Source organism: Streptomyces sp. NPDC034670, from assembly GCF_055574875.1.
The window spans coordinates 86,238-100,438 of the sequence record NZ_JBVITR010000009.1 but is presented as its reverse complement, the minus strand read 5'-3'; the positions used below and the strand labels follow the sequence as shown (position 1 = coordinate 100,438).

The following is a 14,201-nucleotide window of genomic DNA, read 5'->3' as shown; positions in this document are numbered from 1 at the left end:
GCCGGAGGAACGGTGCTTCACCGGCGGCCGAACCGGTCACCGCAGGCCGTCGACGAACGCCTGCCAGGCACCGGCGCCGACGGTGACGACCGGACCGGACGGGTCCTTGCTGTCGCGCACGGGGACGGCCCCGGTGGGGCAGGTGGGGGCGACCTCGACGCAGTCACCGCCGGTGTTCCCGCTGTACGAGGAGGTACGCCAGGCGGCACCGCCGGTGACGGTGCACTCGACGCATTCGCCGCCGTTCGTTCCGCTGTAACTGGACTTACGCCACTGGCTGTTCCTCGGACTGGGAGCGATGTCCATAGCGTTCCTCCATCACGCGGATGATCAGCTCCGCCGAATCCTCCACGGAGAGTGCGGCAGCCTGCAAGCGAGCGTAACGGAGTGCGGCTTCTTTGATGGTCTCGGGATTGGCCGTCATGTGGCCGGAGATGAGGTCCTCCGTGTAAACCACGTCCGGGTCGTCCTCGAAGCGGAGGAAGTTGAACGAACCAGCGAGGCTGGCGTGTTCGCCCGCCCTGTTCGGCAGAACCTGTACGTGCACCCAGCGGTGGCCCGTGAACTCCAACAAGTGGGCCAGTTGGCGCCGCATGACTTCAGTACCGCCGATCGGCCGGTGGAGTACGGCCTCGTCCAGTACCACCCAGGTCAGCGGCGACTGTTCGCGCTCCAGGATGCGCTGGCGCTCCACCCGTGCCGCTACCAGGCCATCGAGGTCGTCCGGCATACCGCTGGCGAGTACCGCCCGCGCGTACTCCTCCGTCTGCAGCAACCCGTACACCACCTGCGCCTGGTACGTGGAGATGTACGCCGCCTTCGCCTCCATCTCCGCGTACGGCTGGAACCAGGTGGGCAGTTGGCTGCGCAGCACCAGGCCGATGAGGCGGGAGAAGAGGCCGTCCGTGCCGAGGGCGGCGTCGACGCGTTCGGAGAAGTCGCGGGTGGGGACCTTCTTCGTGGTCTCGATCTGGCCGATCAACGAGCCCGTGCAGAAGATGATCTCGCCGAGCTGCCCCTGCCTGAGGCCGTGCGCCTCGCGCTGGCGGCGCAGTTCCCAGCCGTAGTAGTCGAGCGGGGAGGCGGTGGGGTCGAGGGAGTGGACGTGGACCACGGCGGCACCTCACGGGCGGGACGGCGGGCTGCAACGCCTCGCATCGTTCGTTTCGTTGCGTAGTCGAGCGTAAGCACCGCGTTGCATTCTTGTGGGGTGAATCACGCAACCGGTCCGCGTGCGGCGGACACCGCGAGGGAGTACCACGCCGAGTTCGCCGTGGGGGAGCACTCGGCCCGGCACCTGCGCCGCATCCTGCGGCTGTACCTCACCGGCTCGGGACTGGCCGGCCTGACCGACGCCGCCGAGCTGGCGCTCACGGAGCTGGTCGCCAACGTCGTACGGCACGTGCCCGGCCGCCGCTGCCGCGTCTGCTTCCTGCTGCGGCCCGGCGGAGTGCGGGTGGAGGTCGCCGACGGCTGTCCGGAGCCGCCCGCGCGGGCCGCCGGCGACGGGCTCGGCGAGGGCGGGCGCGGGCTGGTGATCGTGGACGCGGTCACCGACCGGTGGGGCGTCGCCGTCCGCCCCGACGGGCGGGGCAAGACGGTGTGGTTCGAGTGCCTGGCCGGAACGTGAGGCCCGGCGGCGCCCCGGGCGGATAGAGTGCGGGCACGACGTGATGAGGGGGCACCGTGGCCAAGGTCAGCATCAGTCTCGACGCCGAACTCGTGGTGGAGGTGATGGTCCTGGCCGGGATCGGCTCGCCCCAGGACGCGATCGAGGCGGTGGTGCGGGACTACGTCGCCCGGGGGCACCGCACGGAGGCCCGCACCGAGCTCAAGGACCAGAACCTGCGCGAGATCGACCTCAAACCGCAGGAGCCGCAGGGCTGAACCCCGCGCCGGGCGCCGTGCGCCGGCGCCTCAGCCGCGCAGCTCCGCCAGCACCGCGTCCGTGAACGGCGGCCACGCCTCGATCGCCCAGGGGCCGAAGGCGCGGTCGGTCAGCGCCACGCAGGCCGCGCCCGCGTCCGGGTCGATCCACAGGAAGGTGCCCGACTGCCCGAAGTGGCCGAAGGTGCGCGGCGAGGACGAGGCGCCCGTCCAGTGCGGGGACTTGGCGTCGCGGATCTCGAAGCCGAGGCCCCAGTCGTTGGGGTTCTGGTGGCCGTAGCCCGGCAGGACGCCCTTGGTGCCCGGGTACTGGACCGTCATCGCCTCGGCGACCGTGCGGGGGTCGAGCAGGCGCGGGGCCTGGACCTCGGCCGCGAAGCGCAGCAGGTCGTCCACCGTGGACACGGCGTCCTTGGCGGGGGAGCCGGTGTTCTCCAGCGACGTCGACGTCATCCCCAGCGGCTCCAGCACCGCCTGCCGCAGGTACTCCGCGAACGGGATCTCCGTGGCCTTCGCCACGTGGTCCCCCAGCTGCTCGAACCCGGCGTTGGAGTACAGCCGCCGCTCCCCGGGCGCCGAGGTGGCCCGGTGCTCGTCGAAGAGCAGCCCGGAGGTGTGCGCGAGCAGGTGCCGGACGGTGGAGCCCTCGGGGCCGGCCGGCTCGTCCAGCTCGATCGCCCCCTCCTCGTACGCGACGAGCACCGCGTAGGCGGCGAGCGGTTTGGTGACCGAGGCCAGCGGGAAGCGGTGGCCGGCCGGCCCGTGGGTGCCCAGGACGGTGCCGTCCGCCCGTACGGCGCCCGCCGCGGCGGTGGGGACCGGCCAGTTCTCGATCAGTGCGAGGCTCTTCGACGACATGCCGTCGAGCCTAAGCGCTCAGAGCGTCAGTTCCAGCAACGGGTCCGGCCTGCGCTCGAAGCCCAGCGAGCGGTACAGCGGCTCGGCCTGCGCGGAGGCGGTGAGGCGGATCCGCCGGGCGCCGCGCTCGCGGAACCACTCCAGCAGCGCCTCCACGCAGGCGCGCGCGTACCCGCGGCGGCGCGCGTCCGGGTCGGTGGCGACGCTGAACACGTGGCCGTCGAGGCCGTGCGGGTTGCGCGCCCCGCCGATGCGGTAGTCGAGGGTGCCGGCCACCAGCGCCGCCAGCGCGCCCGGCCGCTCCGGGTGGTCCACGACGAACGCCGCGAAGGCGCCGTCCGGCTCGGCCAGCCTGCCGCGCAGCACGGGCAGGGCGTCGGCGTGCCAGGCGGTGGAGGCGTCGGACCGGGCCAACGAGTCGATCATCACCTGACGCAGGCGCAGCACTTCCTCCGCGTCCTCGGGCACCGCACGGCGTACGAGAGTCATGCACGGCACGGTAATCAGCCGGGCGGGCCCCTGTCCGCCGGTTTCCTCCGCGTGTGCTTGCCTGGAGCGCACTCCAAGGTCCTAGCGTGGAGGCCATGACGGTGACGGAGACCACGGACACCAGGACCCCCGACCCCTGCGCCGGGCCGCCGCAGGGGGACCGGCGGCCGGACGGCGAGGACAGGTACACGATCAGCGAGGTCGCCGCCCTCACCGGGCTGACGGCGCACACCCTGCGCTGGTACGAGCGCATCGGGCTGATGCCGCACGTCGACCGGTCCCACACCGGTCAGCGCCGCTACCGCAACCGCGACCTCGACTGGCTCGCCCTCGTCGGCAAGCTCCGCCTGACCGGGATGCCGGTCGCGGACATGGTGCGGTACGCGGAACTGGTCCGCGCCGGTGACCACACCTACGCCGAGCGCTTCGAACTGCTCAAGGAGACCCGCGAGGACGTGCTGGTCCGGATCGCCGAACTCCAGGGCACCCTCGCCGTGCTCGACCGGAAGATCAGCTTCTACGCGGACGCCGGGCGTGCCCTGGCGTCGGAGAGGGCGTGAGGACGGACGACGGGACCGCGCCACCGCGGGACGCGGCGGGCCCTACAGCTCCGCCAGCAGCTCCGCCTTCTTCGCGGAGAACTCCTCGTCCGTCACCAGCCCCGCCTGGTGCAGTTCCCCCAGGTGACGGATGCGTTCGGCGATGTCCGCGGGGTCGCGGCGCGGGGCCGCGGCCATCGCGGGCACCGGCTCGCTGGTGCGCACCGCCGCCAGCACGGCGGCGGCGAACGGCAGCGACTCGTGCACCGGCCCGTAGCCGAGCCCGAACACCACGGCCGCCGGGTCCTGGTCGGGCTGGGGGGGAGGCGTCCCCGCGTCCCGGGGCAGCAGCCGCAGGTGCCCCTCGAACACCTCGGGCGAGCGCCACTCCACGCCGCTCAACTCACCGACGGGGAAGCGCTGGTCACCGGCCTTCCACTTGGCGGACGAGGCTCCCGTCCAGAACCACTGGAAGGACACCGACGTGCCGTCGAAGGCGGCCCGGCCGTCGTACGCTTTGAACCGGCGCGGCACCGGGGGCGCTTCCACCAGGTGGCGTTCGGCCGGCCCGGACTCGGTGAGCCGGCCGCGCAGTTCGTCGGCGTAGTACTCGGCGAGCACCTCGCGCTCGGCGGGCAGCACCAGCCGGTACGGGTCGCCGCTCTCCTTCAACTGCCCGGCGGCCGCCTCCATGAGGGGGTCGGCGCCGGGCCGCGGCTCGGCGCGCAGCACCACGGTGCCGCGCCTGCCGGGGGTCAGGGTCACCCCCTCGAGCGCCTCGAAGGGGATGCGCCGCTCCCCGAGAGCCTGGAACAGTCTGGGCGTTCGGATCCCCCGTTCGTAACGGATGAGCACGGAGTCGGACTCGAACTCCCAGGCGGCATGAAATCCGGCCAGTACGTCACCCATGCGGCTCATCGTATGCGGCACGAGCTTTTCCGTCCCCTCCCCGTGCGGACCGCGGTTCCTGCGCCGCTACGCGCGTCCGGTGGCCGCCGCGCCGGGCAGACCCGCCCGGCAGGCGTCGTCCCCGTGCGCGCAGGACACCGCGCGATATGCGCCAACTCCGATCTCGGCGAAGTTCCGCAGGCTGTCCGTGCCCGGCTCGAAGTACCCGCCGTGCCCCCTGGCCTCCCGCGCCGACAGCACCCGCGCCCCGAACCCCGAGGCCACCGGGTCGGCTCCGTGACCCAGGCCGCCGACCTCCAGGTACGGCACGTCCTGGATCCAGTCGTCGGCGTCCCGCATCGCCCACACCCGCGCGGAGGTCTTCAGCTGGGAGGCCCTCTCGACCCGCATCCCGGGGCTGCCGGCCACCGCTATGTCGGCCACCCGCCCCGGCAGCGCGGGCGCGGCGAGCCCGCACACCACGGAGCCGTAGCTGTGGCAGAACAGCGAGACCGGGGCCTTCCCGGGCAGCCCGCGCAGCATCGCGTCCAGCCGGGCCGCGCCGTCCTCGGCGCGCATCGCCGTGGCCGCGTCCATGCCGAGTCCGCTGGGGGCGGTGTAGTCGGCCCAGGCGATCACGGCGGTGCGGGTCGCGGGGGCGGCCTCGCGCTCGGCCGCGTACAGGGACCTGGCCATGCCGACGGGCGCCGCGTACCCGCGGTGCGTGCGCTGGAAGGTGAGCAGGTTCGTGTCGACGCCGGGGACGACCACCGAGACCCGGTCGGCCGTGCCCAGGTCGCCGAAGACCTCGGCCACCCGGCCCGGGCCCGACGGGTCGAAGGCGAGGATGTGCCGGCCCGGCCGCAGCAGCGCCTCCAGGCGGCTCGTCCGGCGGGCCGCCTGCGCCTGCCCCGCGGGCGTGAGGCGGCCGTCGCGCACGCGTTCCCGTTCGACCTCGCGGGCCTGCTCCAGCGCGATGCGGTTGGCGCGGTAGCGCAGGGCGACCGGCGCGCCGTTCATGTTGCCGACCGCGAGCGGGTAACGGCGGGCGAGGAAGGCCTGCTGCCCCTCGGTGAGGGAGGCGAAGAACCGGGCCAGCCGTGCGGGCGCCGACTGCGGGTCCGGCAGCCGGTGACCGGCCACGCGGCCCTTCTTCCAGGCGCTGAGCGACGCCTGGAGCGGGGGCGCCTCCCGCTGGTTGCGCAGCGCCGTCCAGCCGGTGGTCGCCAGCATCACGAAGACGACGGCGAGGGCGAGCAGCGCGCGCCAGGCGTTCAGTTGCGGGGAGGTGTCGAAGGAAGTCACTGGAAGGACACACTAGGAGAACGAGAGGGTCTCGGGCGGGCTGAGTGACCGGGATCACGTTTCAGGGCGGCGATTCGGGGTTGGGTCCGTGCGCCAGTCCTCCGCGAGCGCCGGTCCCAGCCGGTCCAGGTGGGCCGCCAGCAGGTCGCGCAGGGCGGCGACGGTGAGGTCGCCCCCGGCCGACCACCGCCGTTCCGTCACCCGGACCGCCCCGCCGAAGGCGGCCGCCAGGAGCCGCGGCCGGGGGTCGGCGTCCACGTCGAGCCCCTCCCGCTCGGCGATGACGCGGGCCAGTTCCTCCTCCAGCTCCGTCGCGTGCCGCAGGCGGGCGGCGAACAGCACCGGTGTCGACTCGATCACCCGGCAGACCCGCAGGTGCAGGTCGAGGGGGACGAGCCGCTCGACGGTCTCGTGGATGCCGTCCCAGCCGTCCAGGACGGCCCGGCGCAGCGTCTCCAGCGGCGCCTCGCCCGCGGGGCGCCCGCGCACGGCCTCGACGACCCGCGCCTCGGCGAGCCGGGGGACGAGGAACGCCACCTCCTCCTTGCCGGCGAAGTAGCGGAAGAAGGTGCGCTGCGAGACGTCGGCGGCCGCGGCGATGGCGTCGACGGTCGTCCCCTCGTACCCGCGGGCGGCGAACAGTTCCAGCGCGGCCCGGACCAGCGCGTCCCGGGTGCGCTGCTTCTTGCGCTCCCGCAGACCGGGTCGTGGCACCGCCCCCGGGGCGGGCCCGGCCGTCTCCATCGGTCCTCCTCGGACTGTTCCTCCGGCTCAGGCTAGCGGGGAATGTCGTGCCAGTGACTGTCGGGTGAATCCGTTTGTCAATTGTCAGTGGCTGTCCCTAGCCTCGGGCGCATGACTAGTCAGACCACCATCGACAAGACGGGGTCGGGGGACCCTGCGCCGGGGGACCCGTCGGGCGCGACGACGGGCAGAGGGCTGCGCGGGCACCCCTGGTTCACCCTCTTCACCGTCGCCGTAGGGGTCATGATGGTGGCCCTCGACGGCACCATCGTGGCCATCGCGAACCCGGCCATCGGCACCGACCTGGGCGCCAACCTGTCGGAACTCCAGTGGATCACCAACGCCTACTTCCTCGCCCTCGCGGTCTCCCTGATCACCGCGGGCAAGCTCGGTGACCGCTTCGGCCACCGGCAGACCTTCCTCATCGGCGTCGTGGGCTTCGCCGCCGCCTCCGGCGCCATCGGCCTGTCCGGCAGCATCACGCTGGTCGTCGTCTTCCGCGTGTTCCAGGGCCTGTTCGGCGCCCTGCTGATGCCGGCCGCGCTCGGCCTGCTGCGGGCCACCTTCCCGGCCGAGAAGCTCAACATGGCCATCGGCATCTGGGGCATGGTCATCGGCGCCTCCACCGCGGGCGGCCCGATCCTCGGCGGCGTCCTCGTCGAGCACGTCAACTGGCAGTCGGTGTTCTTCATCAACGTGCCGGTCGGCGTCCTCGCCGTCGTCCTCGGCGTGTGGATCCTGCTGGACCACCGCGCCGAGAACGCCCCGCGCTCCTTCGACGTCCCGGGCATCGCCCTGCTGTCCGCCGCGATGTTCTGTCTCGTCTGGGCCCTGATCAAGGCCCCGGAGTGGGGCTGGGGCGACGGCTACACCTGGACGTTCATCTTCGTCTCGATCGGCTGCTTCGGCGCCTTCGCCGCCTGGGAGGCGCAGGTCAGGGAGCCGCTGATCCCGCTGGCGCTGTTCCGCTCGGTCCCGCTGTCCGCGGGCGTCGTGCTGATGGTCCTGATGGCCATCGCCTTCATGGGCGGCCTGTTCTTCGTCACCTTCTACCTCCAGCACGTGCACGGCCTGAGCCCGGTCGACGCCGGTCTGCACCTGCTGCCGCTCACCGGCATGATGATCGTCGGCTCCCCGCTGGCCGGCGTGGTCATCACCAAGGCCGGCCCGCGCCTCCCGCTGGCCTGCGGCATGGCGCTCACCGCGCTCGCCATGTACGGCATGTCGACCCTGGAGAAGGACACCGGCAGCGCCGTGATGTCGCTCTGGTTCGCCCTGCTGGGCCTCGGCCTCGCCCCCGTCATGGTCGGCGCCACCGAGGTCATCGTGGGCAACGCGCCGCTGGAGCTCTCCGGCGTCGCCGGCGGTCTCCAGCAGTCCGCCATGCAGGTCGGCGGCAGCCTCGGCACGGCCGTGCTGGGCGCCGTGATGGCCTCGAAGGTCGACGGCGTCCTCGCGGACAACTGGGCCGACGCCGGACTCCCGCCGCTCGGCCCGGACCAGGCCGAGTCGACCTCCGAGGCCGTCCAGGTCGGTGTGGCGCCGGTCTCCCCGGACATGCCCGAGGCGGTCGCCGCGAAGATCACCGATGTCGCGCACGAGACCTTCCTCTCCGGCATGAGCCTGGCCTCCCTGGTCGCCGCCGGAGTGGCCGCCGTGGCGGTGCTGGTCGCGTTGCTCACCAAGCGCGGGGAGAACGCGGAGGCCGGCGCGGGCGTCGGGCACATCTGACGCACACAGGACCGATTTCACCCATCAGGGTGAACCCCTGCGGTGATCCCTCCCCTGGCGAGGGCGGCGCAGGTCACAGTGGGTCAGGTCCTCCGCAGGGCATGGAGGACGGTGGCTGCGGCGCGCTGCCGGAGGGGGGCAGCGCGCAGGCAGCGCCCCGACTGCCGCGCGTCCGGCGTGAATTCACGGCCGAAGCGGGGGTACCCGCCATGACAACGAACCCCGAGACACCCCCAACCACCCCAGGGGTTCAGGGAGTTGATGATGGCGAGCTTCGGACACGGAACGCGCAGGCACCCCCGCTCACGTGGCCGGACGGGGCTACGGAGCGGGCCGGATCGCGCGACGCTCGGAATCATCGGAGCCGTCTGCGCGGTCGCCGGGTTCTTCGTGCTGGGGATCGTCCTCGGCCCCGCGGCGATCGTCTGCGGATGGCTCGCCATGGGCCGCAGCTGGGCGGGCCCCCGCCCGGCGACGGCCGTGGTCGCCCTCGCCCTGGGCGCCGTCGACACGCTCCTGGCCCTCGTCTGGCTGGCCGGGGCGACCGGTCCGGGGTACGGGATGTTCTGACCGGTCGCGCGGGCGACCCGGGCGAACGGGAGGGGGGGGGGGGGGGGGGGGGGGGGGGGGGGGGGGCCCCCCCCCCCCCCCCCCCCCCCCCCCCCCCCCTTCCGCCCCCGTGCGCGTCAGGCGTCGCCGCCCGCCACGCCCGGGTCGGCCGCGGAGACGTCGAGCAGCTGGTAGCGGTCGATGGCCTGCTTCAGCACGGACCGGTCGAGGTGGCCCTCCCGGACCAGCTCCGTCAGCACCGCCACCACGATCGACTGCGCGTCGATGTGGAAGAACCGCCGGGCCGCCCCGCGCGTGTCCGCGAAGCCGAAGCCGTCGGCGCCCAGCGACTGGTACGTCCCCGGCACCCAGCGCGCGATCTGGTCCGGCACCGAGCGCATCCAGTCCGACACCGCCACCACCGGACCCTGCGCCCCGGCGAGCCGCCGGGTCACGTACGGCACGCGCTGCTCCTCCTCCGGGTGCAGCAGGTTGTGCTCCTCGCAGGCCACCGCCTCGCGCCGCAGCTCGTTCCAGGAGGTCGCCGACCACACGTCGGCCTTGACGTCCCACTCCTCGGCGAGGATCCTCTGCGCCTCGATCGCCCACGGCAGCGCGACGCCGGAGGCCAGGATCTGCGCCGGGAAGGCGCCCCGGGTGCCCTCGCCGAAGAGGTAGAGGCCCTTGACGATGCCCTCGGCGTCCACGTCCGCCGGCTCGGCCGGGTGCTGGATGGGCTCGTTGTAGACGGTCAGGTAGTAGAAGACGTCCTCGCCCTGCGGGTGCTTCTCGTCCCCGCCGTACATCCGGCGCAGGCCGTCCTTCACGATGTGCGCGATCTCGTACCCGAACGCCGGGTCGTAGGCGACGCAGGCCGGGTTGGTGGACGCCAGCAGCTGCGAGTGGCCGTCCGCGTGCTGGAGCCCCTCACCGGTCAGCGTCGTGCGCCCCGCGGTCGCCCCCAGGACGAAACCGCGCGCCAGCTGGTCGGCCATCTGCCAGAACTGGTCGCCGGTGCGCTGGAAACCGAACATCGAGTAGAAGACGTACACCGGGATGAGCGGCTCCCCGTGCGTGGCGTACGCCGAGCCCGCGGCGATCAGCGAGGCCGTGCAGCCGGCCTCGGAGATGCCGTCGTGCAGCATCTGCCCGTTCGGCGCCTCCTTGTACGCGAGCAGCAGGTCCCGGTCCACCGCCTCGTACTGCTGGCCCAGCGGGTTGTAGATCTTCGCGCTCGGGAAGAACGAGTCCATGCCGAAGGTGCGGTACTCGTCCGGCGCGATCAGCACGAACCGCTTGCCGATCTCCTTGTCCCGCATCAGGTCCTTGAGGAGCCGGACGAAGGCCATGGTCGTCGCGATGGACTGCTGGCCCGAGCCCTTCTTGACGGTGGCGTACGTCTTGTCGTCCGGCAGGGGGAGCGGCTTCGACCGCACCACGCGCGTCGGCACGTAACCGCCGCACGACCTGCGCCGGTCGTGCATGTACTGGATCTCCTCCGAGTCGCGGCCCGGGTGGTAGTACGGCGGCGGGCCGGACTCGAGGTCCTTGTCGGAGATCGGCAGGTGCAGGCGGTCCCGGAAGCGCTTGAGGTCGTCGACCGTCAGCTTCTTCATCTGGTGCGTGGCGTTGCGGCCCTCGAAGTTCGGGCCCAGCGTCCAGCCCTTGACGGTCTTGGCGAGGATGACCGTCGGCTGGCCCTTGTGCTCCAGGGCCGCCTTGTACGCCGCGTAGATCTTGCGGTGGTCGTGACCGCCGCGGCCCAGCATGAGGATCTGGTGGTCGGTCATGTTCTCGACCATCGCGCGCAGCCGGTGGTCGTCGCCGAAGAAGTGGTCGCGGATGTAGGCGCCGGTCTCGGTGGCGTAGGTCTGGAACTGGCCGTCCGGCGTGGTGTTCATCTTGTTGACCAGCACGCCGTCCCGGTCCTGCGCGAGCAGGGGGTCCCAGGAGCGGTCCCAGATCAGCTTGATCACGTTCCAGCCGGCGCCCCGGAAGACCGACTCCAGCTCCTGGATGATCTTGCCGTTGCCGCGCACCGGGCCGTCGAGCCGCTGCAGGTTGCAGTTGACGACGAAGGTGAGGTTGTCCAGGCCCTCGCGGGCGGCGATGGTCAGCTGGCCCAGCGACTCCGGCTCGTCCATCTCGCCGTCGCCGAGGAAGGCCCACACGTGCGACTTCGAGGTGTCCGCGATGCCGCGCGCGTGCATGTAGCGGTTCATCCGGGCCTGGTAGATCGCGCCGATCGCGCCGAGGCCCATCGACACCGTCGGGAACTCCCAGAAGTCCGGCATCGACCGCGGGTGCGGGTACGACGACAGGGCGTACGGCGCCTTCGACTTCTCCTGGCGGAAGCCGTCCAGGTGCCGCTCGCTCAGCCGGTCCAGCAGGAAGGCGCGGGCGTAGATGCCCGGGGAGGCGTGCCCCTGGAAGAAGACCTGGTCGCCGCCGTCGCCCTCGTCCTTGCCGCGGAAGAAGTGGTTGAACCCCACGTCGTACAGCGAGGCGGAGGAGGCGAAGGTGGCGATGTGGCCGCCGACCCCGATGCCGGGCCGCTGGGCGCGCGAGACCATCACCGCGGCGTTCCAGCGGGTCGCGTTGAGGATCCTGCGCTCGATCTCCTCGTTGCCCGGGAAGAACGGCTCCGCGCGGGTGGGGATCGTGTTGACGTAGTCCGTGCTGCGCATCTCGGGCACGGCCACGCGCCGGGCGCGGGCCCGCTCGATCAGCCGCAGCATCAGGTAGCGGGCCCGCTCCCTGCCGCGCTCGTCGACGGCGGCGTCGAGGGAGTCGAGCCACTCCTGGGTTTCCTCGGGGTCGAAGTCAGGAACCTGACTCGGAAGGCCGCCAATGATGATCGGGTTGCGATCGGATGCGGAAGCCACGCTGTTCCTTACCTGTCGGAGGGCCATGGGAGGGCCGCTGCGTCACGGATGCAGCCGGGTCTGCGCCGCTCCCCATCGTCCACCTCGGCGCCGCAAACGTCATCTCTACCGCGAGGTAACCCGGAGGGCCGGACAGGGGTCGGGCGGTGGTGTGGAGGGCGGACGCCTGCGGGTCTCCTACCCCTGGATGTACATTCGACTCCCAGTCCCGTGGACGGTTCCCAAACGCCCAAAAGGGGCACAAGAGTGTGGTGTGCGTCACTGTGGGCCATGATGGTGTGCCTGGAGTTGCGGTGACCCGGCCGGGATCGTCACCGTTTCGGCGGTCCGGAGGGCCGGGTACTTGCGCGATCCGTCCCGCCCGTGTGGACTACGGCCAATGCTTCGCGCACGCGCGTGGCTGAGTTATTCCCAAGACATGATCAGGAGGCAACCCGTGAGCGCGACCGCGGACCACGCGGAGGAGCGGACGAACCCTGCCGCCAGGCTGGGGTTCCAGCCCGGGCAGGTGGTCCAGGAGATCGGCTACGACGACGACGTCGACCAGGAGCTCCGCGAGGCCATCGAGGGCGTCATCGAGAGTGACCTGGTCGACGAGGAGTACGACGACGTGGCCGACGCCGTTGTGCTGTGGTTCCGCGACGACGACGGCGACCTGACGGATGCGCTGGTGGATGCCACCACGTACATCGAGGAGGGCGGCGCGATCCTGCTGCTCACGCCGAAGACCGGCCGTGCGGGATACGTGGAGCCGAGTGACATCTCGGAAGCCGCCACCACGGCAGGTCTGACCGCGTCCAAGAGCGTCAGCGTGGGCAAGGACTGGAGCGGCAGCCGGCTGGCGACGCCCAAGGCGGCCAAGTCCAAGCGGTAGATCCGGCCCCACGGCCCGGACCGGGCCGCCGTCCCCGGACGCCGCCCCGTCCGCCGGACACCACCCCGGACGGGCCGACCACCGCGTGGTGCGTCGGCCCGTCCGTCGGCATGTCCCGTTCCCTGCGTAGGGTGGTCACGCGAGTGCTCGCGAACCGAACCCCCGGAAGGGACGAACACGACGATGGCGATCCAGGTCGGCGACAAGGCCCCCGACTTCGAGCTCAAGGACAACCACGGGGCGACCGTGCGGCTGTCCGGCTTCCGCGGCCACAAGAACGTGGTGCTCGTCTTCTACCCCTTCGCCTTCACCGGCGTGTGCACCGGCGAGCTGTGCGAGCTGCGCGACAACCTGCCGCGCTTCGCCGACCGCGACACCCAGCTGCTCGCCGTCTCCAACGACTCCATCCACACGCTGCGCGTCTTCGGCGAGCAGGAGGGGCTGGAGTACCCCCTGCTGTCGGACTTCTGGCCGCACGGCGAGGTGTCGCGCGCCTACGGCGTCTTCGACGAGGGCAAGGGGTGCGCCGTGCGCGGCACCTTCGTGATCGACAAGGAGGGCGTCGTGCGGTGGACCGTCGTCAACGGGCTGCCGGACGCGCGCGACCTGGACGAGTACGTCAAGGCGCTCGACACGCTGTGATCCCGCCCGACACCCCGCGGCACTCCGGCCGCGGGGCCTGCGGGGGCCGGGAACCCGTCACTAGGATCGACTCGTTGATCCGGCATCCACACATCCACTGCACCACGGGGCACCCGCCCCCGGACACCAAGGGAGGACTCGTGGGAGTCAGCCTCAGCAAGGGCGGCAACGTATCGCTGACCAAGGAGGCGCCGGGCCTGACCGCGGTCATCGTCGGACTGGGGTGGGACGTCCGCACCACGACCGGCACCGACTTCGACCTGGACGCGAGCGCGCTGCTCCTGAACAACTCGGGCAAGGTCGGCAGCGACCAGCACTTCATCTTCTTCAACAACCTCAAGAGCCCGGACGGCTCGGTGGAGCACACCGGTGACAACCTCACCGGCGAGGGCGAGGGCGACGACGAGCAGATCAAGGTCGACCTCGCCGCCGTCCCGGCGGACATCGAGAAGATCGTCTTCCCGGTCTCCATCTACGACGCCGAGAACCGCCAGCAGTCCTTCGGCCAGGTGCGCAACGCGTTCATCCGCGTCGTCAACCAGGCCGGCGGCGCCGAGATCGCCCGCTACGACCTCTCGGAGGACGCGTCCACCGAGACCGCCATGGTCTTCGGCGAGCTGTACCGGCACGGCGCGGAGTGGAAGTTCCGCGCCATCGGCCAGGGCTACGCCTCCGGCCTGCGCGGCATCGCGCAGGACTTCGGCGTGAACGTCTGAGACGGCCGCGGGGGGGGGGGGGGGGGGGGGGGGGGGGGGGGGGGGGGGGGGGGGGGGGGGGGAGGGGGGGGGGGGGGGGGGGAGGGGGGTGTAG

General features: G+C 72.1%; 16 protein-coding genes. 8 read left to right on the top strand and 8 right to left on the bottom strand.

Translation table 11 applies throughout. The features are described 5' to 3' along the window. Positions 1 to 36 precede the first annotated feature (36 nt). Positions 37 to 306 (bottom strand): DUF397 domain-containing protein, encoded by a 270-nt coding sequence (locus tag ACZ56B_RS09520; protein WP_468788014.1) that lies wholly within the window; start codon positions 304 to 306, stop codon positions 37 to 39. After that, a complete protein-coding gene (locus ACZ56B_RS09515) occupies positions 266 to 1,114 on the bottom strand; it encodes a helix-turn-helix domain-containing protein (protein WP_468788012.1) in 849 nt (282 codons plus the stop codon). Before ACZ56B_RS09515 ends, ACZ56B_RS09520 begins: the two co-directional genes overlap by 41 nt. Before the next feature lie 96 nt (positions 1,115 to 1,210). On the opposite strand from ACZ56B_RS09515, the gene ACZ56B_RS09510 reads away from it, so the two are divergent. Then, complete coding sequence (locus tag ACZ56B_RS09510; RefSeq protein WP_468788010.1) at positions 1,211 to 1,630, top strand: ATP-binding protein; 420 nt, start codon at positions 1,211 to 1,213, stop codon at positions 1,628 to 1,630. Between the two features lie 56 nt (positions 1,631 to 1,686). Next, positions 1,687 to 1,887, top strand: a complete 201-nt coding sequence (locus ACZ56B_RS09505) for a DUF2191 domain-containing protein (protein WP_391713661.1) — start codon at positions 1,687 to 1,689, stop codon at positions 1,885 to 1,887. 30 nt (positions 1,888 to 1,917) lie between these two features. Here ACZ56B_RS09505 and ACZ56B_RS09500 read toward each other — a convergent pair whose 3' ends face one another. Together ACZ56B_RS09500 and ACZ56B_RS09495 are read right to left on the bottom strand one after the other, a co-directional pair. Then, a complete protein-coding gene (locus ACZ56B_RS09500) occupies positions 1,918 to 2,745 on the bottom strand; it encodes a serine hydrolase domain-containing protein (RefSeq protein ID WP_468788008.1) in 828 nt (275 codons plus the stop codon). An 18-nt stretch (positions 2,746 to 2,763) separates the two neighbouring features. After that, the gene (locus tag ACZ56B_RS09495) at positions 2,764 to 3,234 is read right to left on the bottom strand and encodes a GNAT family N-acetyltransferase (RefSeq protein ID WP_468788006.1); all 471 of its coding nucleotides are present in this window, start codon (positions 3,232 to 3,234) and stop codon (positions 2,764 to 2,766) included. A 95-nt stretch (positions 3,235 to 3,329) separates the two neighbouring features. On the opposite strand from ACZ56B_RS09495, the gene ACZ56B_RS09490 reads away from it, so the two are divergent. Then, positions 3,330 to 3,794, top strand: a complete 465-nt coding sequence (locus ACZ56B_RS09490; protein WP_468788004.1) for a MerR family transcriptional regulator — start codon at positions 3,330 to 3,332, stop codon at positions 3,792 to 3,794. 42 nt (positions 3,795 to 3,836) lie between these two features. Here ACZ56B_RS09490 and ACZ56B_RS09485 read toward each other — a convergent pair whose 3' ends face one another. From ACZ56B_RS09485 to ACZ56B_RS09475, 3 genes are all read right to left on the bottom strand, one after another. Further along, entirely contained in the window at positions 3,837 to 4,682 is an 846-nt protein-coding gene (locus ACZ56B_RS09485) for a DUF4429 domain-containing protein (protein ID WP_468788002.1), read from the bottom strand. A 66-nt stretch (positions 4,683 to 4,748) separates the two neighbouring features. Further along, a complete protein-coding gene (locus tag ACZ56B_RS09480) occupies positions 4,749 to 5,966 on the bottom strand; it encodes an alpha/beta hydrolase (protein ID WP_468788000.1) in 1,218 nt (405 codons plus the stop codon). 54 nt (positions 5,967 to 6,020) lie between these two features. Then, the gene (locus tag ACZ56B_RS09475) at positions 6,021 to 6,710 is read right to left on the bottom strand and encodes a TetR family transcriptional regulator (protein ID WP_468787998.1); all 690 of its coding nucleotides are present in this window, start codon (positions 6,708 to 6,710) and stop codon (positions 6,021 to 6,023) included. Positions 6,711 to 6,821: 111 nt separating this feature from the next. Between ACZ56B_RS09475 and ACZ56B_RS09470 the strand changes: the two genes are divergently transcribed. Together ACZ56B_RS09470 and ACZ56B_RS09465 are read left to right on the top strand one after the other, a co-directional pair. Beyond that, positions 6,822 to 8,441, top strand: coding sequence for an MFS transporter (locus ACZ56B_RS09470; protein WP_468787996.1), 1,620 nt, complete (start codon positions 6,822 to 6,824; stop codon positions 8,439 to 8,441). Between the two features lie 261 nt (positions 8,442 to 8,702). Beyond that, positions 8,703 to 9,011, top strand: a complete 309-nt coding sequence (locus ACZ56B_RS09465; RefSeq protein ID WP_468787994.1) for a small hydrophobic protein — start codon at positions 8,703 to 8,705, stop codon at positions 9,009 to 9,011. Between the two features lie 116 nt (positions 9,012 to 9,127). Here ACZ56B_RS09465 and aceE read toward each other — a convergent pair whose 3' ends face one another. Beyond that, a complete protein-coding gene (gene aceE / locus ACZ56B_RS09460) occupies positions 9,128 to 11,875 on the bottom strand; it encodes a pyruvate dehydrogenase (acetyl-transferring), homodimeric type (protein ID WP_468787992.1) in 2,748 nt (915 codons plus the stop codon). A 436-nt stretch (positions 11,876 to 12,311) separates the two neighbouring features. Here aceE and ACZ56B_RS09455 point away from each other — a divergent pair, with 436 nt between their 5' ends. The 3 genes from ACZ56B_RS09455 to ACZ56B_RS09445 all read left to right on the top strand — a co-directional run bounded on the left by ACZ56B_RS09455 (position 12,312) and on the right by ACZ56B_RS09445 (position 14,107). Beyond that, on the top strand, positions 12,312 to 12,749 hold the full coding sequence (locus tag ACZ56B_RS09455) for a DUF3052 domain-containing protein (RefSeq protein WP_437092344.1): 438 nt from the start codon (positions 12,312 to 12,314) through the stop codon (positions 12,747 to 12,749). Positions 12,750 to 12,932: 183 nt separating this feature from the next. After that, the gene (locus ACZ56B_RS09450) at positions 12,933 to 13,391 is read left to right on the top strand and encodes a peroxiredoxin (RefSeq protein ID WP_468787989.1); all 459 of its coding nucleotides are present in this window, start codon (positions 12,933 to 12,935) and stop codon (positions 13,389 to 13,391) included. Between the two features lie 140 nt (positions 13,392 to 13,531). After that, positions 13,532 to 14,107 (top strand): calcium homeostasis/redox stress adaptation protein, encoded by a 576-nt coding sequence (locus ACZ56B_RS09445; RefSeq protein WP_468788117.1) that lies wholly within the window; start codon positions 13,532 to 13,534, stop codon positions 14,105 to 14,107. Positions 14,108 to 14,201: the final 94 nt, after the last annotated feature.

Coding starts and splice junctions, on each gene's coding strand:
- ACZ56B_RS09465 (WP_468787994.1), top strand. CDS start 8,703: ATGATGGCGAGCTTCGGACACGGAACGCGCAGGCACCCCCGCTCACGT.
- ACZ56B_RS09470 (WP_468787996.1), top strand. CDS start 6,822: ATGACTAGTCAGACCACCATCGACAAGACGGGGTCGGGGGACCCTGCG.
- ACZ56B_RS09450 (WP_468787989.1), top strand. CDS start 12,933: ATGGCGATCCAGGTCGGCGACAAGGCCCCCGACTTCGAGCTCAAGGAC.
- ACZ56B_RS09495 (WP_468788006.1), bottom strand. CDS start 3,234: ATGACTCTCGTACGCCGTGCGGTGCCCGAGGACGCGGAGGAAGTGCTG.
- ACZ56B_RS09520 (WP_468788014.1), bottom strand. CDS start 306: ATGGACATCGCTCCCAGTCCGAGGAACAGCCAGTGGCGTAAGTCCAGT.
- ACZ56B_RS09490 (WP_468788004.1), top strand. CDS start 3,330: ATGACGGTGACGGAGACCACGGACACCAGGACCCCCGACCCCTGCGCC.
- ACZ56B_RS09485 (WP_468788002.1), bottom strand. CDS start 4,682: ATGGGTGACGTACTGGCCGGATTTCATGCCGCCTGGGAGTTCGAGTCC.
- ACZ56B_RS09500 (WP_468788008.1), bottom strand. CDS start 2,745: ATGTCGTCGAAGAGCCTCGCACTGATCGAGAACTGGCCGGTCCCCACC.
- ACZ56B_RS09475 (WP_468787998.1), bottom strand. CDS start 6,710: ATGGAGACGGCCGGGCCCGCCCCGGGGGCGGTGCCACGACCCGGTCTG.